The sequence below is a fragment of the Paucisalibacillus globulus genome, from assembly GCF_900184735.1.
Taxonomy (GTDB): domain Bacteria; phylum Bacillota; class Bacilli; order Bacillales; family Amphibacillaceae; genus Ornithinibacillus; species Ornithinibacillus globulus_B.
This window is the reverse complement of sequence record NZ_LT855395.1, coordinates 166,880-188,916: the sequence shown is the minus strand read 5'-3', so window position 1 is coordinate 188,916 and position 22,037 is coordinate 166,880. Positions and strand designations below refer to the sequence as shown.

Sequence of the window (22,037 nt, the reverse complement as noted above, 5' to 3'; positions counted from 1 at the left end):
TAAGAGTGATGAGTAAGAAGCTTAGGGGTTTACCTAAATCTCATAAGCTTTTTACCCTTTAACTCGGCTATGAAAGGGTGGTGAAAGAGCTTGGCATCACTTAGAGATATTAAGAAACGTATTGATTCTACATCCAAAATGAAAAAAATCACCAAAGCGATGGAAATGGTTTCTGCATCTAAGATGAATAAAGCGGAACAAAATGCAAAAGCATTCGTTCCATATAGCGAAAAAATGCAAGAGGTTGTAGCAAGTATAGCAAAACATACCGATGCAACTCATCCGATGCTCCAAAAACGCGAAGTGAAAAAGACAGGTTATATTGCCATTACTGCTGACAGTGGTTTAGCAGGTGCATATAATGCGAACGTTTTGCGACATTTAAACAATACAATCCAGAAAAATCACAGTTCTAGTGACGAGTATACTGTCATCGCAATTGGAAGAATGGCTGTTGACTTCTGTAAGAAACGTAATTTCCCAGTAGCCAAGAGCATTATCGGACTTCCTGACCAGCCTTCATTTGCATTCATTAAAGACATTGCATCTGAAACAGTACAGATGTACTCGGATCAAGAGATTGATAAGCTAGTTATTATTTATAACCATTATGTTAGTGCAATATCTCAAGTCGTTACAACGAATCAGTTATTGCCTATCGAAAATATGGATACTACTACCGGATCAAGCAGCCAGTACGAATATGAGCCAGGTGAGGAAGAAATTCTAGCAGTATTGTTACCACAGTACGCTGAAAGTCTTATCTATGGTTCATTACTGGATGCAAAAGCAAGTGAACATGCTGCACGTATGACGGCAATGAAGAGTGCAAGTGATAACGCATCAGATCTTATTGATGACCTATCCTTGTCCTATAACCGTGCACGCCAAGCAGCAATCACACAAGAAATTACCGAGATTGTTGGTGGAGCAAGCGCTCTAGAATAATCTAAGGTTGAAAGTAAGTTAGGAGGGAAATATCGATGAGCTTAGGACACGTTACTCAAGTAATGGGACCAGTCGTTGACGTAAAATTCGAAGACGGCAAGCTTCCTGAAATCTATAACGCATTAACTGTCAAACTAGCGGAAGGTACATTAACTCTTGAAGTTGCCCTTCACCTAGGTGATAACTCTGTCCGTACAATCGCAATGGCATCAACTGATGGTTTGCAACGTGGTATGCAAGTTGAAAACTTAGGAAGACCAATTTCAGTACCAGTTGGTGACGTTACATTAGGTCGAGTATTTAACGTATTAGGAGATAAAATTGACTTGGATCCAGAATTACCAGAAGGTATTCGTCTAGACCCAATTCACCGTGCAGCTCCTAAATATGAAGATCTTTCAACAGAAACTGAGATTCTTGAAACAGGAATCAAAGTTGTTGACTTATTAGCACCTTATATCAAAGGTGGTAAAATCGGACTATTCGGTGGTGCCGGTGTAGGTAAAACCGTATTAATCCAGGAATTAATCAACAACATCGCACAAGAGCACGGTGGTATTTCCGTATTCGCGGGTGTTGGAGAGCGTACTCGTGAAGGTAACGACCTTTACTACGAGATGAAAGACTCTGGTGTTATCACGAAAACAGCCATGGTATTCGGTCAAATGAACGAACCACCTGGTGCTCGTATGCGCGTAGCATTAACTGGTCTTACAATGGCGGAATATTTCCGTGATGAAAAAGGCGCAGACGTGCTATTATTCATCGACAACATTTTCCGTTTTACACAAGCAGGTTCTGAGGTATCAGCCCTACTAGGTCGTATGCCATCAGCCGTTGGTTACCAACCAACACTTGCAACAGAAATGGGACAATTACAAGAGCGTATTACATCAACTAACAAAGGTTCTGTTACATCTATCCAAGCAATTTACGTACCAGCCGATGACTATACTGACCCGGCTCCGGCTACAACATTCGCTCACTTAGATGCAACAACAAACCTTGATCGTAAACTTTCTGAGCAAGGTATCTACCCAGCGGTGGATCCACTTGCATCAACTTCTCGTGCACTAGACCCTGAAATCGTGGGTACAGAACACTATGAAGTTGCTCGTGAAGTACAGGCTACACTGCAAAAGTACCGTGAATTACAAGACATCATCGCTATCCTAGGTATGGATGAACTTTCTGATGACGATAAATTAACGGTATCACGTGCACGTCGTGTCCAATTCTTCCTATCTCAAAACTTCCACGTAGCAGAACAATTTACTGGTCAACCAGGATCTTACGTACCAGTACAAGAAACTGTTAAAGGATTTAAAGAGATTCTTGAAGGTAAATATGATGACCTACCAGAAGACGCATTCCGTCTAGTTGGTCGCATTGAAGAAGTAGTAGAAAAAGCGAAAAGCATGGAATAATAAATAGACATTTGGCTCAGGAAACACCTATACACTAAATGTCAGTCAACTGACTGACATTTAGTGTAAGAGTGGAGCCAGTCTAAGGAGGGGTTACATTGAAAACACTAACTGTGAGTGTTGTTACTCCTGATGGCCCTGTTTTAGAAGATACGTATGAAATGGTTAGCTGTAAGGCAGAAAATGGTGAACTCGGTATTTTACCAGGGCATATTCCATTGGTTGCGCCACTTGCAATCTCAGCGGTTCGCTTAAAGCGTGATTCAGGTGAAGACAAGCTAGCTATTAATGGCGGATTCTTGGAGGTTCGACCAGATAAAGTAACAATTCTTGCTCAATCTGCAGAAAAACCTTCAGAAATCGATGTAGCACGAGCTCAAAAAGCAAGAGAACGTGCCGAACAACGCCTTCGTTCAAACGATGATCATATCGATCGTCTAAGGGCAGAATTAGCACTCAGAAGAGCAGCAAACCGTCTGGACGTTGCTCAAAATAATTAATTATAAGAAATCCCCCGCGGTAGTGCGGGGGATTTTTTTCGTTTTGGTGGAGTGGTGTGTAGTGAGAGGTTGCCTGTTTGTACGGATGCACGGGGCGGGACGGGTAAGGGCACAAGGTTTGCTGTTTTGGTCACATGGTTTTAAAGGTTGGGAACAAGGTTAGAATTAACGGTCTCATGAAATAGAATAGGGGTCACAAGATTTGAGTTAATGGTAACAAGGACAGCTAATACGGTCGCAAGCTCAATCAAAAAGGGCACAAGTTCAGTAGAAAAGGTCCCAAGATTCGAGTTAATGGGATGACGTACAATAGTTTGTGTAAATAAGTATAAATAAAAAAGGTAAGGTAAATCCTCTAGTTAATAACCACAAAAACCAGAAAGGAAGTACCTTACCTATGTCTAATAGTATAACTAATAATATCAACTAACACCATAGAACGCACTATTAAAGAGGTTAAAAAACGAACAAAGACTATGAATAGCCTACCAAACGAGAAAGCTGTTGAAAAGATTGTATACCTCGTATCCCAGGACTTCAATGAGAGATGGAGTAAAAGAGTTATAAATGAATTTAGTTCAGTTAAAAGTGAACTAAAAAAGATGTTTGAAGCTAGATATAATGATTAAATAATTATATGAGGATTCTTACTTTTTTACGTCGGTTTGACATGGAGCTTCTGCGGGCATGACTCTTTAGCCAAGAAGCCAGATATCGAAAGATATTGGCTAAACCAATAAGGTTATCATGCCCGCCACTCCATATAAAACCTCCTTCGCTTTCTAATCAGGTGAGGAGCAATTATCTTACACAGACTTATTGACATCACCGTTAATGGTAACAAGGACAGTTCCCACGGTCGCAAGCTGCATCAAATAGGGCACAAGCTCAGTAGAGAAGGTCCCAAGATTTGAGTTAATGGTAACAAGGACAGCTGCTACGGTCGCAAGCTCAATCAAAAAGGGCAAATGCTCAGTAGAAAAGGTCCCAAGATTCGAGCTAATGGTAACAAGGACAGTTCCCACGGTCGCAAGCTGCATCAAATAGGGCACAAACTCAGTAGAAAAGGTCCCAAGTTCCGAATTAACAGTAACAAATTCAATCCCCATACTCATCACAATTACCTCATAACAACAATTCCCCCTCCTTAAACACAATAAATCTCAAAATATATAAAAACTTCACAAATAAACCTATAGAATTTACAGCAATATATTATATATCACTTAATTTCAATCAAAATAACCCAGCTTTTCATCATCTTCTGTCTAAACATAACTATTGTAAAATCATTTCCAACTGATAAACAAACAAACTTCTCCATCCTTGTCGATATTTCCCGGGAAATGCGAAATATAAAATATAACCATTTCCAGTGTCGAACTGCCTTATATTCCTTATTCCATTTGACATTGTAGTCATTAAATGGCAGTCTTATAGTGGAAATAATTATTATTAAGGTGGTTCAAAATGTTATCAATTGGACAAGTTGCAATGATGAGCATCATTTCCCATATTCTTTTTATCTATATTACATGGCGGTTAATGCAAACCATAAATTTCGAGCCATTAATTCGAAAAGGTAGGGGAACTGAAGCTAGGATTTTATTACTTTTTCTAACCATTGTGATAGGAACAGGGGTAAGTCGCTTCTTCCTTGAGTTCTTACAATGGTCTCAAGATCTTAAATTCCTTCTATAGAAGGAAAGTCCATATAGAATCTACTAAACTATTAAAAAAGATGTATGTTATGAATCTCTCTTGTTCATACTGTTGATAAGTTGAACAAGGGGGATTTTACTATGAAAAGAATTTTAGCAATGAGTATTATGATCTTATTTATATCAAATACCGTTTTTGCAATGGAACTGGAACAAGAACAATATGAAATTATTGATATAGCAAATATAATATTAGAGAACGACCTTGGAATTGAGAGCTGGGAAGTAACGTTGAAAGAAAATATGGATGCGTCGCAATTAGAAGGTATTTTAGAGGAGTTAAGTAATAGTCATACGGTCACAAAAGAAGAGAACGAAAACAGTATTATTTATTTAGTTAGAGACGCTCATAAAGCGGGTAATATAAACGTAATATATAGTGTGATTTTCCCGAAAGAAAAGCAGTATCAAGCGGAACTTGTGGTGTCCATAAAAGGAAGTTTATGGGATGGAAATGTGTCTTCTAACTATAGGAATTTACAGTCCAATTTAACTAACAAATATTTTACAAAAGACGTTAAAATATTCTCTTGTATGTCTACGAGAACTAGTGCTATAATTGAAAATGATTATGTTATACAAAGTTTTACTAAAAAGCTTAATTTGCGACAAATAAATGTACAAAAAGACACAATAAATTCGACAAGAAATATAGAAATAGTATATGGGTATACCTCCGCGTGGGGTCAAAAAATTACCATTCAGGATAGGCCAGTGAATGTTCAGATTGTAACAAGAACCCTTGCTAGTGGTGATGTCCAATACATGATTGGAACACCTATCCTAATAAATGAATATTAATATAAGGAAAATGGATCTGAAGGAGAATTTGAAATATGGATAAAATCATTGTAAGAGGCGGACAGCAATTGAATGGTAATGTCTATGTAGAAGGCGCGAAGAACGCCGTACTACCCGTAATTGCTGCCAGTATTCTTGCTAGTGAGGGAAATAGCGTTATTCATGAGGTCCCAGCTCTAGCCGATGTTTATACGATTAATGAAGTAATTAGAAATATGAATGCAGATGTTGAGTTTAATAATAATACAGTTGTTGTTGATGCTTCAAAGCAATTAAAAACGGAAGCGCCATTTGAGTATGTTCGAAAAATGCGTGCGTCCGTTCTTGTTTTAGGTCCGTTACTTGCTCGTTATGGTCATGCAAATGTTGCAATGCCAGGAGGATGTGCAATCGGTTCACGTCCAATAGATTTACACCTAAAAGGCTTCGAGGCAATGGGTGCAAAAGTTCATGTCGGTAATGGATTTGTTGAAGCAACAGTAGATGGTAGATTACAAGGTGCAAAGATTTATTTAGATGTTCCTAGTGTAGGAGCTACTGAGAATATTATGATGGCAGCTGCACTTGCAGAAGGAAAAACTATTATCGAAAATGCAGCGAAAGAACCTGAAATAGTAGATTTAGCTAACTTCATCAATAAAATGGGTGGAAAAGTGATTGGTGCTGGTACGGAAACAATCCGTATTGAAGGTGTCGAAACACTTCATGGTGCCGTGCATTCCATTATCCCAGACCGTATTGAAGCAGGAACATTCATGATTGCTGCAGCGATAACTGGTGGAAATATACTCATTGAAAATGCTGTAAGTGAGCATTTAAGACCTCTAATTGCAAAATTAGAGGAAATGGGAGTTTCCATTATGGAAGAAGGAAATGGTATTCGTGTAATCGGACCAGATGTGTTAAAAGCAACTGACGTTAAGACATTACCACATCCAGGATTTCCAACAGATATGCAATCACAAATCATGGCATTAATGTTATGTGCTCGTGGAACTAGTATGATCACAGAAACAGTATTTGAGAATCGATTCATGCATGTGGAAGAATTCCGCCGCATGAATGCAAAAATGAAAATCGAAGGCCGTAGTGTCATCATTGACGGACCATCTGAACTTCAAGGTGCAGAAGTAGCTGCAACAGACTTACGTGCAGCAGCTGCATTAATTCTTGCTGGACTTCGTGCTGATGGATTAACAAGAGTTACGGAACTAAAACATTTAGATCGTGGCTATGTTGACTTTGCAGGAAAATTAGCAAGCCTAGGTGCAGATATCGAACGCGTTGATGAAAACGGAGATCTTGTAAACCCATATAAAGTAAACTATGTTGCTGAACTTTCTTAAGTCGAATAATGTAATAGATTGATAGGTGGAGTGCTTATGTGCTCCACTTTTTTATTTTGGTCACATTATATAGAATATATGGAACAAGTGCTATTTCGTTCGGGCGCATTGTCAGGTGTAATTGGACAGAAACTTGGCTTGAATGGGAAGATGCCGTGGTGATTAGGGCACATGGTTGTGATTATTGGGAACATGGTCTGTAAGATTGGTCACATTCTTAAGTAAAATGGTCTCATATTTTTTGTGATGGGAACATTCTATTAACTTTAAGGCACAAGTTTTCTCAACTTGGGTATAAGTTTTATATTAACGGTCACATGTTACTCCAAAATGGGAACAAGTTCTAACCAAACGGGTACAAGCTCCCCGGCAAAGGGAACAAGCTTCATCCAAACGGTCACAAGCTCCCCGGCAAAGGTAACAAGCTTCATCCAAACGGTCACAAGCTCCCCGGCAAAGGTAACAGTTCTAACCAAACGGGTACAAGCTCCCCAGCAAAGGGAACAAGCTTCACCCAAATGGTCACAAGCTCCCCAGCAAAGGGAACAAGCTTCATCCAAACGGTCACAAGCTCCCCAGTAAAGGTCATAAGCTTCACCCAAACGGTCACAAGCTCCCCAGCAGAGGGAACAAGCTTCACCCAAACGGTCACAAGCTCCCCAGCAGAGGGAACAAGCTTCACCCAAATGGTCACAAGCTCCCCGGCAAAGGGAACAAGCTTCACCCAAATGGTCGCAAGCTTCACCCAAATGGTCACAAGCTCCCCAGCAAAGGGAACAAGCTTCATCCAAACGGTCACAAGCTCCCCAGCAAAGGGAACAAGCTTCACCCAAACGGTCACAAGCTCCTCAGGAATGGGTACAAGTCCAAACCAAACAGTCACATACAATTACATACACTCACAAACAGACCATACCCAAACCAAACAACCCATCCAATTTATGGAAACACCCACCCAAACCCCACATTTCACCTATATTCCCCCAATTCCAACTATATTAAATTGTATAAATTATCTTGCAATTAGATGGAATAACAGGTACAATGTTAACGAAATAAACACAGAAATTAATGGGGAAGAAAGTCGAGCGTTGTCACCATTTCACATAGACAAAACCTCAGAAAAGCTCGGGTTATCAGACCTTTGTCTCACTTCACAGAATGATACAAACATCCACTCATGTAAAAGAAATCCAAACATATAATTTAATAAGTATAAAACACCAAAGGAGACATGCTATGAAACTCTATCTATCTGTCGATATGGAAGGGATAACCGGTTTGCCAGACTACACATTTGTTAGCGCTTCCATGCATAATTATGAGCGCGCGCGTAAAATCATGACAAATGAAACGAATTACGTTGTGGATGCAGCCTTTCAATCTGGCTGTAGTGAAGTTTTGGTGAATGATAGTCATATGAAGATGAATAATATTTTAATCGATGAGCTTCATCCAGATGCACAGCTCATAACGGGTGGGGTTAAAACATACTCGATGGTTCATGGAATCGATGAAACCTTTTCTGGTGCGATGTTTATAGGTTACCACGCGCGAGCTGGGATGCCTGGTGTGATGTCTCATTCGATGATACATATGGTCCGGAGTTTTTATGTGAATGATATGCAGGTTGGGGAGATAGGGATGAACGCAATGGTGGCTGGATATCATGGGGTTCCACTGCTACTTGTTTCAGGTGATGATGAGACGGCAAAGGAAGCCGAAGCTCTGATTCCAAACGTCACCACTGCCATTGTGAAAGAAGCAGTTTCTAGATCAACAACGAAAAGCTTAACGCCTAAAAAGGCAGGGGAATTACTGCAGGATAAAGTTAAACAAGCAATTGAAAACAGGCATCATGTGAAGCCGTTGACTCCACCAGAAAACCCGATTATCAAAGTAGAATTTGTAAACTATGGTGCGGCAGAACTTGCACATATGATGCCAGGAACCGAGATCATTCCTGGAACGACGATTGTTCAGTATCAGGCGAAAGATATCTTAGAAGCATATCGAGCACTCCTCGTTATGATTGAGCTTGCCTATGACACGAAATATGCATAACCAACCAATAGGAGAAACAATATGAAAGAACTGACAGAAAGAATTACTCAAATAACAGAAGATGCAGGGGGAACCTGGGGAATATCCTTACAAGACTCAGGTACTGGTGAAAGCTGGGAATTAAATGGCCATGAGCTATTTTACTCTGCGAGTGTTATTAAAATACCAATCATGATTGCTGTATTTGCTGCTAATCATCGTAATGAAATTTCACTTAGTAATCGTCTTACAGTGAAACGGGAAGATATGGTTGGGGGAAGTGGTGTGCTGCAGCATATGACTCCCGGTATACAACTTTCCATTACCGATTTAATGACGCTAATGATTATTCAAAGCGACAATACGGCGACAAATATGCTTATTGATTTAGTAGGAACTGAAGCAATCCAACAGACGATGAAAGATATTGGCTTAGTAAAGAGCAAATTTTTTCACAAAATGATGACACAAGAAGTGGACCGAAAAGGGTTTAATGAGATTACTGCACATGAAATGACTGACATGCTCAAAAAAATCGCTACTGGAAAAATAATTTCCGTTTATGCTTGTGAGCAAATGATAGATATTTTAAAGAAACAACAAATAAGTAATTCATTACCAGCGAAAATCCCAGAGCAAGACGAGCCAGTAATTGGCACCTTAAAGCAATGGGAAATCGCCCATAAAACCGGAAATGTTTCCGGGATTCGACATGACGTAGGTGTTTTCTATGTCGGTAAAAGAACCCTTATCGCGTCAGTTTTAACTAAAGGCTTAAACAATTTAGAGTCACCTGAAATCATTGGGAGAATTGGCCTTGAAATCTATCAATATCTAACCCAATAAATCTCATAACTAAAAGAAAACGCTCATACCATATTTCCAAGTAGAAGCTTTTCTACTAGTACTTCAGGAAGAGAAATCAATACAGGAGTTGGAGGCAATGCTCAAATACATTTTGAAGAAACTTTTAATCATGGTGCTAACACTGTGGATCATTATTACATTGACCTTTGTACTAATGGTGTCGGTTCCGGGTTCTCCTTTTAATAGTGAAGGGAACTCGAATGAGATTGTCCAGCAAAACCTGGAGAGGCATTACAATCTCGACAAACCAATCCATGTCCAGTACTTACTCTATTTAAAATCTGTTGCGACGTTAGACTTTGGTCCATCTATTAAACAACCAAATCAAACCGTAAATGATTTATTAGGTAGAGGATTCCCGATATCCGCAGAACTCGGTTTAATAACCATAATCGTTGCTGTTATATCAGGGATCATTCTCGGGATTCTAGCAGCCCTCCGGCACAATGGGGTCATTGATTATCTAGCGATGGGAATTGCGGTACTCGGAATATCGATACCAAACTTTATATTGGCCACCTTATTAATTCAGAAGTTGGCGGTGGATTGGGAGTTTTTCCCTGTTGCGACATGGAAGAGTCCGATGCATATGGTGCTACCAGTCCTAGCCTTGGCGACAGGTCCAATGGCGATTATTGCCAGGCTTACAAGGTCCACTATGCTTGAGGTACTCACACAGGATTACATAAAAATGGCCCGGGCTAAAGGGTTAACTCCATGGAAAATTATTGTGAAGCACGCACTTAGAAATGCCTTGATGCCAGTCATTACCATTATGGGGACATTACTTGCTGGAATTATGACGGGATCATTTGTTATTGAACAAATCTTCGCGATACCAGGCATGGGGAAATACTTTGTGGAAAGTATTAACCACCGGGATTTCCCAGTTATTATGGGTACCACCGTGTTTTATAGTGCCTTTTTAATCGTCATGCTTTTCCTAGTGGATATCGCCTATGGAATATTAGATCCAAGAATCAAAGTGACCAAGAAGGAAGGGGAATAGTATGAAGCCAAATCAAAATCCCCAGCATTACAATCAAGAAAATGTACCAGATGAATGGTTTACATGGCGTAAGAAAGATATTAAGGAGCAGGAATTAGTTGCAAGGCCATCCCTCTCCTATTGGAAAGATGCTTGGCGACGACTGAGGAAAAATTTCCTGGCTATGTCTGGGTTAGTATTTTTAATTCTATTAGTTCTCATGGCTATTTTCGGTCCTATTCTTTCACCATATGATGCGAATACACAGGTGTTGTCCAAACAGTACCAGCCACCATCTGCTGAACACTGGTTTGGAACGGATAATGCAGGTCGTGATGTGTTTACACGAACCTGGTATGGAGCGAGAATCTCGTTATTCGTTGGGTTTATGGCGGCATTAATTGATGTGACCATCGGAATTATTTGGGGAGGAATTTCCGGATATAAAGGTGGACGCACGGATAATGTTATGATGCGTATTATTGAAATTTTATATGGTATCCCGTATTTACTAGTAGTTATCTTGCTACTCGTTGTATTGGGACCAAGTTTATCGACAATTATTATCGCCCTGACTGTTACGGGATGGGTCGGCATGGCCAGAATTGTGCGGGGGCAGGTCATGCAGATTAAGAACTATGAATATGTCCTCGCATCGAAATCATTTGGAACGAAGACACCACGGATTATTAGGAGAGGTCTCCTACCGAATACGATGGGGCCAATTATCGTGCAAATGACGTTAACCGTACCATCCGCGATATTTGCAGAAGCATTCCTAAGCTTTATCGGGCTTGGAATATCCTCACCAAATGCGAGTTGGGGTGTGATGGCGAATGACTCATTAGGTGCGATTCTTTCCGGTAACTGGTGGACCTTGTTCTTCCCAGCATTTTTCATATCCTTTACAATGTTTGCCTTTAACGTTTTAGGGGACGGATTACAGGATGCCCTGGATCCGAAATTAAGAAAGTAGGTGGAGTGATGGAAAAAATTCTCGAAGTAAAAGACCTACACGTTACCTTCACGACCTATGGAGGTACCGTACAAGCAGTAAGAGGTGTGGACTTCCATCTAAATAAAGGAGAAACCCTCGCAATCGTAGGGGAATCTGGATGTGGGAAAAGTGTTACCTCCAATGCGATTATGGGGCTCATCCCTAATCCACCCGGGAAAATATCTGGTGGAAAAATCCTATTTAAAGGCAAGGATTTAACGAAATTACAGGAAAAGAAAATGCGCTCCATTCGGGGTGTTGATATCTCGATGATTTTCCAGGATCCCATGACAGCATTAAATCCAACCTTAACTATTGGCACGCAGTTAATGGAAGGGTTAAAACAGCACCGGAAAGTTTCCGATAAGGAAGCGAAAAAGCGTGCGCTGGAGATGATGGACCTAGTAGGGATTCCGAATCCAGAAGAACGTATGAAGCAATATCCCCACCAATTTAGTGGTGGAATGCGTCAACGTATTGTAATTGCAATTGCGCTCATTTGTGAGCCTGAGTTACTGATTGCCGATGAACCAACAACGGCACTGGATGTAACGATTCAGGCCCAGATTTTAGAGCTTTTTGAAAAAATCCAAGAGGTAACGGGTGTGTCGATCATCCTCATTACACATGACTTAGGTGTGGTCGCGAAAATTGCTGACCGAATCGCTGTTATGTATGCCGGGAAAATAATCGAAACAGGAACAAAGCGGGAAATCTTTTATAAACCGCAACATCCGTACACAAGAGGATTACTAAATTCAGTTCCACGATTGGATGCTAAGGGTAAGTTAAAGCCAATCGATGGTACACCACCAGATTTATTCTCACCTCCCAAAGGATGTCCGTTTACAGCTAGATGTCCGATGGCGATGGAGGTGTGTAATAAAATATACCCGGGCTCTACAACCTTAAGCGATTCCCATTCGGTGGATTGCTGGTTGCAAGATGAACGGGCAAAACAACTACTGGCCACCATGGTCACAAATTAGGAATAAGGGGGATAAGGATGAAGAAACTTCTCTTTTTGCTGATAGCAGCACTGACAGTGTTTATGCTCGCTGCATGTACTGCTACAGAAGACGCGGGTAAAGACCCGGAGGAAAAGGATAAAGTGGAAGAACCGGCAGAAAACGGGGATTCAACAGATGATGCGGCATCAGATGAAAAAGTACTTCGATTAAATAATAGTACCGAACCAACTTCATTAGATCCATCGATTGGGTTTGATGCAGTATCTTGGGATCCATTAAATAACTTAATGGAAGGTCTAACACGACTAAACGCAGAACATCGTGCTGCTGAAGGGGTAGCAGAGGATTGGACGATTTCTGATGATGGTTTAACGTACACTTTCACATTACGTGAAGATGCTAAATGGTCCAATGGTGACCCTGTTGTGGCTAAAGACTTTGAATTTGCATGGAAATACATGCTAGACCCTGAAACAGCTTCAGCGGCTGCATTCCTTGGCTATTTCATTGAAGGGGCAGAGGCCTATAACAGTGGAGAAGGTTCAGCTGATGATGTTAAAGTAACGGCTGTCGATGAGAAAACATTAGAAGTTGTCTTAGCTGCACCAACTGGATTCTTCTTAGACGTATTAACAAATCCAGCATTCTTCCCAATTAACCACAAAGTTGCCGAAGCAGATCCAAATTGGCACACAGAAGCGGAAACATTTGTTGGAAACGGACCATTTAAATTGGAATCATGGAAGCATGATGAAGAAATGGTATTCGTGAAGAACGAACATTATTGGGATGCAAGTGCAGTGAAATTGGATAAAGTACATTTCGCAATGGTAAACGATACTAATACGCAATATCAAATGTTTGAAGCTGGAGAACTTGATACAGCAGGTATTCCACCAGAACTATCTGATCAATTAATTGGTGGCGATAATGTATTTATTGGCCCATATGGTGGATTAGAATTCTTCCGTTTTAATCTGGAAATGGAACCATTCCAAAACAAGAAGATTCGTCAAGCATTCGCTTATGCTGTAAATCGTGACGACATTGCCGAATTTGTTGTGAAAAACGGAGTAGAGCCTGCCTATGGATACATTAACCCTGGTTATACAAGTCCAACAGGTGAGGACTTCCGTGATGTAAATGGTGACCTAGTAGCATTTGACCCGGATAAGGCGAAACAGTTACTAGAAGAAGGTATGGCAGAAGAAGGCTATGATGAGTTACCACCAATCACACTAAGCTACAACACAAGTGATACAAACAAAGCCGTTGCAGAAGCGTTACACGGTATGTTCCAAGAGAACTTAGGTGTAGAAGTTACTTTAGAAAACCAAGAGTGGAACGTATTCTCCGAAGCTCAAAAAGCATTAGAGTTACAGTTCTCTCGTAGTTCATTTATCAATGACTACAATGACCCGGTCAACTTCCTAGAAAGCTTCATCACGGATTCTTATATGAACCGTACTGGTTTCTCTAGTGAAGAGTATGACGCTCTAATTGCAAAAGGTAAATCAGCAACAGATGAAGAAGAGCGTTGGGAAGCATTATATGAAGCTGAAAAACTTCTAGCTGAAGAAATGCCAGCATTCCCAATCCGTTACTACAACACAGTAGTACTGGAAGCGGACGGAGTAGAAGGAATCCTACGCCACCCAGTTGGATACTTTGATCTGAAGTATGCGGATAAGAAGTAAGGTTGATTAATCAAAAGGAATGGCTCATCCATCATGATGGGCCGCTCCTTTTTAAAAGAAAAAGCACTAGGTCTGACATGGTTAACAGTACAAGTCATAGTGTCATAGACTTTTTAGTATGAATACGTTTGAAAATGTTCATGAGAATGTACTTCAAGACCATTTTAATGTGAGATTCGTTTCAAAAGGTACATGAGAACTGCTCTCGTAAACTTTATGGATGATTCTAGGCATTAAAATGTCTATGAGAATGGTCTTCATAAACATTTCGATATACTTTTCACTACCAAATGTTCTTGAACCCTGTTGTCATAACCATTTTTGCTAGCGTTTAGATTAAAAATGTTCATGACAGCGTTACTGACATTCAAACTCCTCTCAACTAAGTAACACATCGACATAAAACAGAAAGAAGGTATACATATGCTACTTCCAAAAGCACTAAAAAAAGGTGATACCATTGGTGTGATTGCCCCTGCAAGTCCTCCTAATATGAAACGCCTCGAAAAAGCCATTCCCTTTTTCACTAATCTAGGCCTCCATGTGAAACTAGGGAAAAACATAGAAAATGTACATGGTTATTTAGCCGGAACAGATGAAGAACGTTTATCGGATTTTCATGACATGATAAGAGATGACGATGTGAAAGCTATTATTTTTGCCCGCGGTGGTTATGGTACTGGACGATTCGTTAATTCGATTGATTATAGTCTAATCGCTAAACACCCTAAAATCATCTGGGGCTATAGCGATATTACCTATTTACATACAGCTATTCGGCAGCAAACTGGACTTGTAACCTTCCATGGTCCAATGCTTGCTTCAGATGTAGCGGATCCGGATTTTGATGCCATCTCTGCAACATCCTTTTTGCAATTATTCGAGCCAACAGCCCTTCAATATAATGAAAGCATCTCAGCCCTTGATGTATTAGTGGAGGGGGAAGGAAGCGGCTCATTAGTAGGTGGAAATCTAGCATTAATCACCAGCACATTAGGAACTAAATATGAAATAGATACAAAAGGAAAAATCTTACTACTAGAAGACATAGATGAGCAACCTTATCGAATTGACTCGATGCTAAATCAATTAAAACTAGCAGGGAAACTAGGGCAGGCAGCAGGTATAGTTGTTGGCGATTTTGCCAATGCAGAACCGAAAAGTGAGCCTTCCTTAACCTTAGAAGAAGTTTTCAAGCATTATTTAGGTGATGTAACTTGCCCAGTGATGATGGGCTTTAAGATTGGCCATTGCTTCCCACATTTTGCCGTCCCACTAGGGGTAAACGCAACACTAAATACAACTGAAAAAACACTATCCATCACGCCTGGAGTGACGAACAAATGAATATACAGCAAATTGAAACCTTTAAAGCAGCCATTCCATTGAAAAAAGCATTCAAGACAGCACTCCGAACAGTGACAGTTGCTGAAACTATTATCGTAAAAATAACTTGTGATCATGGTATTGTCGGATGGGGCGAGGCACCGCCAACCCATGTAATTACAGGAGATACACTAGCCAGCATTCACTATGCTATCAATGATGTTTTTAAACCTGCACTAACCGGAATGTCTATCCTGGACCGTGAGCCACTTTTTGAGAAAATCAATAGCGTGATAGTAGGTAATACCAGTGCCAAGGCGGCAATCGACATGGCGCTCTATGATTGTATCGCCCAGGAGGCCAACATGAGCCTGTCTCAGTTTTTAGGTGGATATCAAGAGAAAATTGAAACAGATTATACGGTAAGTGTGAACAGTCCAGAAGAAATGGCGGATGATGCGGAGGGGTATGTGAAGGATGGCTTTTCCGTTTTAAAGGTAAAGGTTGGAAAAGATGAGATTAACACCGATATTGAGAGAATCCAAGCCATCCGTGAACGAGTAGGACCAAACGTTACCATTCGCCTGGATGCTAACCAGGGATGGGATCCGAAAGAAGCGGTTCGTTCCATTCAAAAGATGGAGGACCTGGGGCTAAACATTGAATTTATCGAACAACCGGTGAAGGCATATGACTTAAAGGGTCTGAAGTATGTAACAGACCATACGCAAATTCCCATCATGGCTGATGAAAGTGTCTTTTCTGCAAGAGATGCAAGAGCAGTTCTAGAAATGGGAGCAGCAGACCTGATCAATATCAAATTAATGAAATCTGGCGGGATTCATGAAGCACAAAACATTGCCAAACTAGCAAATGTTTACGGTGTGACCTGCATGGTTGGTAGTATGATTGAATCCAAGATTGGAATAACAGCTGCGGCACACTTTGCAGCAAGCCAATCGAATATAAAGTACTTTGACTTTGATGCCCCGTTAATGCTCGCAGGAGATCTAATTGAAGGTGGCATTACCTATAAGGAAAGTCTGATAACATTTGGAAACGGTAAGGGATTAGGAATAGAAGGAATTAATGAAGAATATATCGTTTGAAAAGCGCACCCGGGAAAGGAGCAATACTATGTTTAAGCAATCAACTTCACTACCAGAAACAGTTCATATAGCGTCGGTTCAGGTTGCAACCGTTTGGACAAATTCCAAGTCTCCAAGGGAATTAGATTCATTAGCTACAGGAGAAACAACTGACATAGAAACATGGCTAAGCAATCTATCATATGAAGAGAAAGTTGCGTTATGTGATGAAAATCGACTGCAAACTCAAGTTTTATATGGGGAAATAGTTCTCGTGGAGGAAGTAAAAGGAGACTGGGCCAAAATTATCATCCCAAGCCAACCATCTAAAAAAGATGAAAGAGGCTATCCAGGCTGGGTTCCGTTTCATCAATTAAAAGAAGTGAAGCGGGATGAATGGCTCCGTCCAGAAACAGCAGCTGTTACGGAAAACCATACCTGGCTAGAAAATGAGTATGGTGAAGAAGTGATAAAGCTAAGTTATATGACGTGTTTACCCGTAGTTGAAGTCGAAGAATCTCGTGTCGCAGTTCACACTCACGAAGGAAAAGGATATCTATCAAAAGAGCATGTAGCTATTTTTCCAACGGAACAGGGTGGAGAGCTTGGAGACGGTAGAAGCATCATTCAAGCGGGAGAACCATACATAGGCCTTGATTACCTATGGGGTGGAATGAGTTCCTTTGGCTATGATTGCTCTGGTTTTGCCTATGCCATGCATAAAGCAAATAGTATCCAGATTAGTAGGGATGCTTCTGACCAGGCCATGCATGGAAAAGAAGTTCCAATTGACCAACTAAAACCAGGCGACTTACTATTTTTCGCCTATGAAGAGGGGAAAGGCAGAATCCATCATGTCGGATTTTATTACGGGGATGGAAAAATGCTACATTCCCCAATGACAGGTCGAGGAATTGAGATTGTCAGTTTAGCTGGGACAAAATATGAGCGAGAACTTTGTATTGCAAGACGATACTGGTGAAGGGAGCCTGAATAGCTATGGCAGAAGAAAAAATATTAGAAATCAAGAATCTAAAAAAACATTTTAATCTGGGTAAAAATCAAATATTAAAAGCCGTAAACGATGTAACTTTTCACGTAAACAAAGGAGAAACATTTGGGCTCGTAGGGGAATCCGGTTGTGGAAAGTCGACGATTGGTAGAACCATTATCGGTCTGTACAACAAAACAGATGGAGATGTGTTGTTTAACGGGGAAAATGTCCACGACCTCAGTGAAAAAGAACTCTTTAAATTACGCCAAAAAATGCAAATGATATTCCAGGATCCATATGCTTCCCTTAACCCGCGCTCCACAGTACGTGAGGTCATCTCAGAACCAATGGAAGTACATAAACTTTATAAAACAAAAAAAGAACAAAATGAGCGAGTCTACCAACTATTAGAAGAGGTGGGATTAAATAGAGACCACGCAAACCGGTACCCACATGAATTTAGTGGCGGACAACGCCAGCGAATTGGAATTGCCAGAGCACTAGCCCTAAATCCAGATTTCATCATTGCTGATGAACCAATCTCGGCCCTAGACGTGTCTGTCCAAGCACAGGTTGTCAATCTATTAAAACAGCTACAAGAGGAAAAAGGCCTGACCTTCTTGTTTATTGCCCATGATTTGTCCATGGTCAAACAAATTTCCGATCGAATCGGGGTTATGTATTTAGGAAACATGGTGGAGTTGACGGTAAGTGATAGTCTCTATGAAAACCCACTTCATCCTTATACGCAAGCACTACTATCGGCCATCCCAATACCTGACCCGGATATTGAAGAATCCCGGGAACGAATTATATTGGAAGGAGAACTCCCAAGCCCAATCAATCCACCAAGCGGCTGTGTTTTCCGCACCCGCTGTCCATTCGCCATGGGTATCTGTGGCCAGGAGAAACCAGAATGGCAGGAAGTAGAAGAGAACCACTTTGTCGCATGTCATTTGTATAATGAGAAAGTGAAGAAGGATAGAAGACATGAGCCGGTTGTGAATATTAGATAGTAAAGTTGATGAGGTTGTCTTACAAAATGGTAAGGCAACCTCTTTTGGTTTAATGGTTGGTTCGGAAAAAAATATAGCCTGTCCTATCAAATCTTCCTAACTAGATTATTAAAATTCTAGTTCTATTATTTTCCCAAACTGTATAAGTTTAATAGTAGGAATGCTAGAAATGAAAATGAAAAAGTCTCAGGAGGAGGGTGCCTTTGAAAACCAATAAACACACCATTAAACAAATTCAAAAACTGAAGAAGAAAAAATCTGCATCGAAGAAACAAATTCTTCAAAAACGTTTAGCGACCATAACCAATAAAAGACCGAAAGCACCGATGAGTTCAGGAGGCGTCAAATGGAAAGGACCAGCAGCATTCATATTTAGTCTGGTGTTTATCATCCTTGCCGTTCCGACAATAATCGTTGTTCCATTTATCTCAAATAGCGAGGTCCAATCCCAATCGATTGACCAGGAAAGTGAAGCAAAAGTGGCGACAACGGAATTAGAAGAAGACTCCGCAGTGGAAGTGGCCGTCATGCGTACACAAACAGACCAAATTGAAAATGTGCCACTGGAGGCTTATATAACGGGTGTGGTTGCCGAGGAAATGCCAGTTGAATTCGAACTCGAGGCACTAAAAGCCCAAGCACTTGCAGCAAGAACGTATGTTATCAATAAAATGTTATACCAATCCGAGGAAGATGCCGCGGATGTTACCGATACGATTCAGGATCAAGTGTATAAGAATGATGCCGAACTTCGAGCAAAGTGGGGAACGAATTACAATTATAATATGAAAAAAATCTCAGAAGCTGTTCTCGCAACTAAAGGTCAAATCATTACCTATCAAGACAAACCAATCGACCCACAATTTTTCTCAACTAGTAACGGTTTCACCGAGAACTCAGAAGACTACTATATTAATGAGATTCCATATTTACGAAGTGTGCCAAGCCCATGGGATGAGGCCTCCCCATACTACTTAGATCAAGAAACATTCACATTCGAACAAGTGGAGTCAGCATTAGGAATCGACCTTCCCAACAACAAACAACTAGTAATCGAGTCAACAAGAACAGAAAGCAAACGCGTTGGCCAACTAAATCTCGAAGGCAACACATTCACTGGAAGAGAAGTACGAGAAAAACTCAAACTTCGCTCCAATGATTTCACAGTAAAACAAAAAGACAACTACCTCATCTTCACTACAAAAGGAAATGGACACGGCGTCGGCATGAGTCAGTATGGTGCCAATGGAATGGCCAAAGAAGGAAAAACATATGAAGATATCGTGAAGTACTATTATAAAGATGTAGAGATTAGTAAAATGGATGAAGCAGTACCAGCACTGGTCATGCAGTAGATTGATTGGTTAGGTTACCCCTGGAGCTTAGGCTCTGGGGTTTTTTTAGGTTGATGGGGTGTGGGTGTTGGAGTGGGGGGAGCTCTGGGCTAGAGAAGGGGGACAAGGTAGCTGAGATTGGGCAGAAGCTTGTGCCTTTTGGTCACAAGGTATTTTGTTTAGGGTCCATGTATTCGCATTAGGGGGACATGGTTGCTGGAATTGGGCAGAAGCCCGTGCCAGGAGGTAACAAGGTTTCATGTTTTGGTCCCAAGCTCTAGTATTGAAGACACAAGGTTGCTGGAAGTAGTCACAAGCTCGTACCTAGTGGTCATAAGGCTGCAAGATTTGGTCCCAAGCTCTAGTTTAGGAGTCACAAGGTCGCTGGAATTGGTCACAAGCTCGTACCTAGTGGTCATAAGGATGCAAGATTTGGTCACAAGCTCGTACCTAGTGGTCATAAGGATGCAAGATTTGGTCACAAGCTCGTACCTAGTGGTCATAAGGATGCAAAATTTGGTCACATGCTCTAGTTTGACAGTCACAAGGTTGCCAAAATCGGTCACAAGATCCCCCCAGATAGTCACATGGCTTCTCATTTTGGTCCCATGTTCTAAACTAACAGTCACAAGATCTGCCCAAACGGTCACATCCATCTCCCAATAAGTCAAAAACGCAAAACTATCAACCAAACCCAAGCAATCATTCTACTAAAACTCACCAATTCTCCTATCAAATCCCTACCAAATCCCCCCATAATCCTCTCGAAACCCTTAATATCCCCAAAACATCTTAAAAAATGCATAAAAATATAAAAAAAGTTTTAGAAAATGTATAGATTTTTCTTTTTCTGTTCAGAATGGTTGGTGAGGTGATGAATAAATGAAAGAGGAAAACAAAGCGCCAAAAAAGGGTGGCCAATCAATTTTCCGTAAGAAATGGTTTTTCCCTGCAGTATACTTAACGATTGCTGCACTATTATTGGCAGTAGTAGTTTGGTATCAAAATATTGATAATCAATTACCAGAAGCTGGGGATGACCAAGAGTTAGGTGATAATTATACACCAAATCCACATGATGAGGATGCAGCACCTGTAATGGATTCACAGGAAGTAATCAAGATGCCTGTGGCTGACCAGGAACAAGCTGAAATCGTAACGAAGTTCTTTGATTACGATGCGTCTCAAGAGGATCGCGAAAGTGCACTGATTCTTCATAACAACCGCTATTACCAAAGTACAGGAGTTGACATCGTCTATCCAAACGGTGAAGCATTTGATGTACTAGCAGCACTAAGCGGTACAGTTTCGGAGGTCAAAGAAGATCCTTTACTAGGAAATGTTGTCGTTCTAACACATGATAATGGGGTAACTACCTATTATGCTAGTCTAGGAGAAGTTGGTGTAAAAGCACAGGATGAAGTAAAACAGGGTGATGTTATTGGTACAGCTGGAGAGAATATCTTCGGTCAAAACAATGGTGTCCATGTACACTTTGAAATTAGAAAAGATGAAAAAGTGTTTAACCCGGAAGAGTTCTTTAATCAACCTGTAAGCAAGCTAGAAAGCACAGAATCTGAAGATGTATCAGAAGAAGACACTTCTAGCATCAACTCTGAAGAAGTAGATTCAAACGAGGCTACTGAAAACACAGAAGAGGGCGAAACGTCCGAGACTGAAACAGATGAGCCAAAAGAAGATGAAGAATCAAAAGATGATTCTTCAGAAGAATCTACGGATGAGTCTACAGAAGAAGAAAATTCAACTGACTCTGAAGAATAATAAAGATGAAATCCTAGTAAATTATCATGCTAGGATTTCTTTTTTTTATAGAATTTTAACCTCATAAATCTCTCATTAAGGGAGAATCGCACAATCTGTCAAAAATCCTTCAAATTCAAGGTTCCCATAAGAAAATTGTCGAACGATTATACCTTTTATCAAAGAAATAATATGGTACTATTAAATTGCAT

At 40.6% G+C, this 22,037-nt stretch carries 22 protein-coding genes and 1 pseudogene; 20 read left to right on the top strand and 3 right to left on the bottom strand.

Annotated elements, in window-relative coordinates; translation table 11 throughout:
• Positions 1-90: 90 nt before the first annotated feature.
• The 4 genes and pseudogenes from atpG to BN999_RS20335 all read left to right on the top strand — a co-directional run.
• Positions 91-948 carry an ATP synthase F1 subunit gamma gene (gene atpG, locus BN999_RS15185; RefSeq protein WP_096272696.1) on the top strand — a complete coding sequence of 286 codons (858 nt, stop codon included), beginning with the start codon at positions 91-93 and terminating at the stop codon, positions 946-948.
• 35 nt (positions 949-983) lie between these two features.
• Entirely contained in the window at positions 984-2,375 is a 1,392-nt protein-coding gene (gene atpD / locus BN999_RS15180) for a F0F1 ATP synthase subunit beta (protein WP_096272694.1), read from the top strand.
• Positions 2,376-2,473: 98 nt separating this feature from the next.
• Positions 2,474-2,875 carry a F0F1 ATP synthase subunit epsilon gene (locus BN999_RS15175; protein WP_096272692.1) on the top strand — a complete coding sequence of 134 codons (402 nt, stop codon included), beginning with the start codon at positions 2,474-2,476 and terminating at the stop codon, positions 2,873-2,875.
• Between the two features lie 416 nt (positions 2,876-3,291).
• A pseudogene (locus BN999_RS20335) lies at positions 3,292-3,504 on the top strand (transposase); the annotation flags it as partial.
• A 177-nt stretch (positions 3,505-3,681) separates the two neighbouring features.
• Here BN999_RS20335 and BN999_RS15170 read toward each other — a convergent pair.
• Positions 3,682-3,990 (bottom strand): hypothetical protein, encoded by a 309-nt coding sequence (locus BN999_RS15170; protein ID WP_217988489.1) that lies wholly within the window; start codon positions 3,988-3,990, stop codon positions 3,682-3,684.
• Between the two features lie 355 nt (positions 3,991-4,345).
• On the opposite strand from BN999_RS15170, the gene BN999_RS15165 reads away from it, so the two are divergent.
• The 4 genes from BN999_RS15165 to BN999_RS20750 all read left to right on the top strand — a co-directional run bounded on the left by BN999_RS15165 (position 4,346) and on the right by BN999_RS20750 (position 6,946).
• Positions 4,346-4,576 carry a DUF1146 family protein gene (locus BN999_RS15165; protein ID WP_096272688.1) on the top strand — a complete coding sequence of 77 codons (231 nt, stop codon included), beginning with the start codon at positions 4,346-4,348 and terminating at the stop codon, positions 4,574-4,576.
• 101 nt (positions 4,577-4,677) lie between these two features.
• Entirely contained in the window at positions 4,678-5,397 is a 720-nt protein-coding gene (locus BN999_RS15160) for a YwmB family TATA-box binding protein (RefSeq protein WP_096272686.1), read from the top strand.
• A 35-nt stretch (positions 5,398-5,432) separates the two neighbouring features.
• Positions 5,433-6,743, top strand: coding sequence for a UDP-N-acetylglucosamine 1-carboxyvinyltransferase (murA, locus tag BN999_RS15155; RefSeq protein WP_096272684.1), 1,311 nt, complete (start codon positions 5,433-5,435; stop codon positions 6,741-6,743).
• 56 nt (positions 6,744-6,799) lie between these two features.
• Positions 6,800-6,946 carry a hypothetical protein gene (locus BN999_RS20750; RefSeq protein ID WP_217988488.1) on the top strand — a complete coding sequence of 49 codons (147 nt, stop codon included), beginning with the start codon at positions 6,800-6,802 and terminating at the stop codon, positions 6,944-6,946.
• A gap of 117 nt (positions 6,947-7,063) precedes the next feature.
• Here BN999_RS20750 and BN999_RS20745 read toward each other — a convergent pair whose 3' ends face one another.
• Positions 7,064-7,219, bottom strand: a complete 156-nt coding sequence (locus BN999_RS20745) for a hypothetical protein (protein WP_176481999.1) — start codon at positions 7,217-7,219, stop codon at positions 7,064-7,066.
• Complete coding sequence (locus BN999_RS15150; RefSeq protein ID WP_096272682.1) at positions 7,183-7,632, bottom strand: hypothetical protein; 450 nt, start codon at positions 7,630-7,632, stop codon at positions 7,183-7,185. Before BN999_RS15150 ends, BN999_RS20745 begins: the two co-directional genes overlap by 37 nt.
• 350 nt (positions 7,633-7,982) lie before the next feature.
• Between BN999_RS15150 and BN999_RS15145 the strand changes: the two genes are divergently transcribed.
• From BN999_RS15145 to BN999_RS15085, 12 genes are all read left to right on the top strand, one after another.
• A complete protein-coding gene (locus BN999_RS15145; RefSeq protein ID WP_096272680.1) occupies positions 7,983-8,807 on the top strand; it encodes a M55 family metallopeptidase in 825 nt (274 codons plus the stop codon).
• Positions 8,808-8,828: 21 nt separating this feature from the next.
• Complete coding sequence (locus BN999_RS15140) at positions 8,829-9,632, top strand: serine hydrolase (protein ID WP_096272678.1); 804 nt, start codon at positions 8,829-8,831, stop codon at positions 9,630-9,632.
• 97 nt (positions 9,633-9,729) lie between these two features.
• Positions 9,730-10,662, top strand: a complete 933-nt coding sequence (locus BN999_RS15135) for an ABC transporter permease (RefSeq protein WP_096272676.1) — start codon at positions 9,730-9,732, stop codon at positions 10,660-10,662.
• Between the two features lies 1 nt (position 10,663).
• The gene (locus BN999_RS15130; protein WP_096272674.1) at positions 10,664-11,617 is read left to right on the top strand and encodes an ABC transporter permease; all 954 of its coding nucleotides are present in this window, start codon (positions 10,664-10,666) and stop codon (positions 11,615-11,617) included.
• An 8-nt stretch (positions 11,618-11,625) separates the two neighbouring features.
• Positions 11,626-12,627, top strand: a complete 1,002-nt coding sequence (locus BN999_RS15125) for an ABC transporter ATP-binding protein (RefSeq protein ID WP_096272672.1) — start codon at positions 11,626-11,628, stop codon at positions 12,625-12,627.
• Between the two features lie 17 nt (positions 12,628-12,644).
• Complete coding sequence (locus BN999_RS15120; protein ID WP_176481998.1) at positions 12,645-14,306, top strand: peptide ABC transporter substrate-binding protein; 1,662 nt, start codon at positions 12,645-12,647, stop codon at positions 14,304-14,306.
• A gap of 423 nt (positions 14,307-14,729) precedes the next feature.
• The gene (locus BN999_RS15115) at positions 14,730-15,653 is read left to right on the top strand and encodes a S66 peptidase family protein (RefSeq protein ID WP_096272668.1); all 924 of its coding nucleotides are present in this window, start codon (positions 14,730-14,732) and stop codon (positions 15,651-15,653) included.
• The gene (locus tag BN999_RS15110; protein ID WP_096272666.1) at positions 15,650-16,741 is read left to right on the top strand and encodes a dipeptide epimerase; all 1,092 of its coding nucleotides are present in this window, start codon (positions 15,650-15,652) and stop codon (positions 16,739-16,741) included. The genes BN999_RS15115 and BN999_RS15110 overlap by 4 nt, the downstream gene beginning before the upstream one ends.
• A 28-nt stretch (positions 16,742-16,769) precedes the next feature.
• A complete protein-coding gene (locus BN999_RS15105; protein ID WP_096272664.1) occupies positions 16,770-17,702 on the top strand; it encodes a C40 family peptidase in 933 nt (310 codons plus the stop codon).
• A 17-nt stretch (positions 17,703-17,719) separates the two neighbouring features.
• The gene (locus BN999_RS15100; protein WP_096272662.1) at positions 17,720-18,730 is read left to right on the top strand and encodes an ABC transporter ATP-binding protein; all 1,011 of its coding nucleotides are present in this window, start codon (positions 17,720-17,722) and stop codon (positions 18,728-18,730) included.
• Positions 18,731-18,933: 203 nt separating this feature from the next.
• Entirely contained in the window at positions 18,934-20,085 is a 1,152-nt protein-coding gene (spoIID, locus tag BN999_RS15095) for a stage II sporulation protein D (protein ID WP_096272661.1), read from the top strand.
• A gap of 861 nt (positions 20,086-20,946) precedes the next feature.
• The gene (locus BN999_RS15085; RefSeq protein ID WP_096272657.1) at positions 20,947-21,846 is read left to right on the top strand and encodes a M23 family metallopeptidase; all 900 of its coding nucleotides are present in this window, start codon (positions 20,947-20,949) and stop codon (positions 21,844-21,846) included.
• Positions 21,847-22,037 lie beyond the last annotated feature (191 nt).

Coding starts and splice junctions, on each gene's coding strand:
- atpD (WP_096272694.1), top strand. CDS start 984: ATGAGCTTAGGACACGTTACTCAAGTAATGGGACCAGTCGTTGACGTA.
- BN999_RS15170 (WP_217988489.1), bottom strand. CDS start 3,990: ATGAGTATGGGGATTGAATTTGTTACTGTTAATTCGGAACTTGGGACC.
- BN999_RS15165 (WP_096272688.1), top strand. CDS start 4,346: ATGTTATCAATTGGACAAGTTGCAATGATGAGCATCATTTCCCATATT.
- BN999_RS15160 (WP_096272686.1), top strand. CDS start 4,678: ATGAAAAGAATTTTAGCAATGAGTATTATGATCTTATTTATATCAAAT.
- murA (WP_096272684.1), top strand. CDS start 5,433: ATGGATAAAATCATTGTAAGAGGCGGACAGCAATTGAATGGTAATGTC.
- BN999_RS15145 (WP_096272680.1), top strand. CDS start 7,983: ATGAAACTCTATCTATCTGTCGATATGGAAGGGATAACCGGTTTGCCA.
- BN999_RS15140 (WP_096272678.1), top strand. CDS start 8,829: ATGAAAGAACTGACAGAAAGAATTACTCAAATAACAGAAGATGCAGGG.
- BN999_RS15135 (WP_096272676.1), top strand. CDS start 9,730: ATGCTCAAATACATTTTGAAGAAACTTTTAATCATGGTGCTAACACTG.
- BN999_RS15130 (WP_096272674.1), top strand. CDS start 10,664: ATGAAGCCAAATCAAAATCCCCAGCATTACAATCAAGAAAATGTACCA.
- BN999_RS15125 (WP_096272672.1), top strand. CDS start 11,626: ATGGAAAAAATTCTCGAAGTAAAAGACCTACACGTTACCTTCACGACC.
- BN999_RS15120 (WP_176481998.1), top strand. CDS start 12,645: ATGAAGAAACTTCTCTTTTTGCTGATAGCAGCACTGACAGTGTTTATG.
- BN999_RS15115 (WP_096272668.1), top strand. CDS start 14,730: ATGCTACTTCCAAAAGCACTAAAAAAAGGTGATACCATTGGTGTGATT.
- BN999_RS15110 (WP_096272666.1), top strand. CDS start 15,650: ATGAATATACAGCAAATTGAAACCTTTAAAGCAGCCATTCCATTGAAA.
- BN999_RS15105 (WP_096272664.1), top strand. CDS start 16,770: ATGTTTAAGCAATCAACTTCACTACCAGAAACAGTTCATATAGCGTCG.
- BN999_RS15100 (WP_096272662.1), top strand. CDS start 17,720: ATGGCAGAAGAAAAAATATTAGAAATCAAGAATCTAAAAAAACATTTT.
- BN999_RS15085 (WP_096272657.1), top strand. CDS start 20,947: ATGAAAGAGGAAAACAAAGCGCCAAAAAAGGGTGGCCAATCAATTTTC.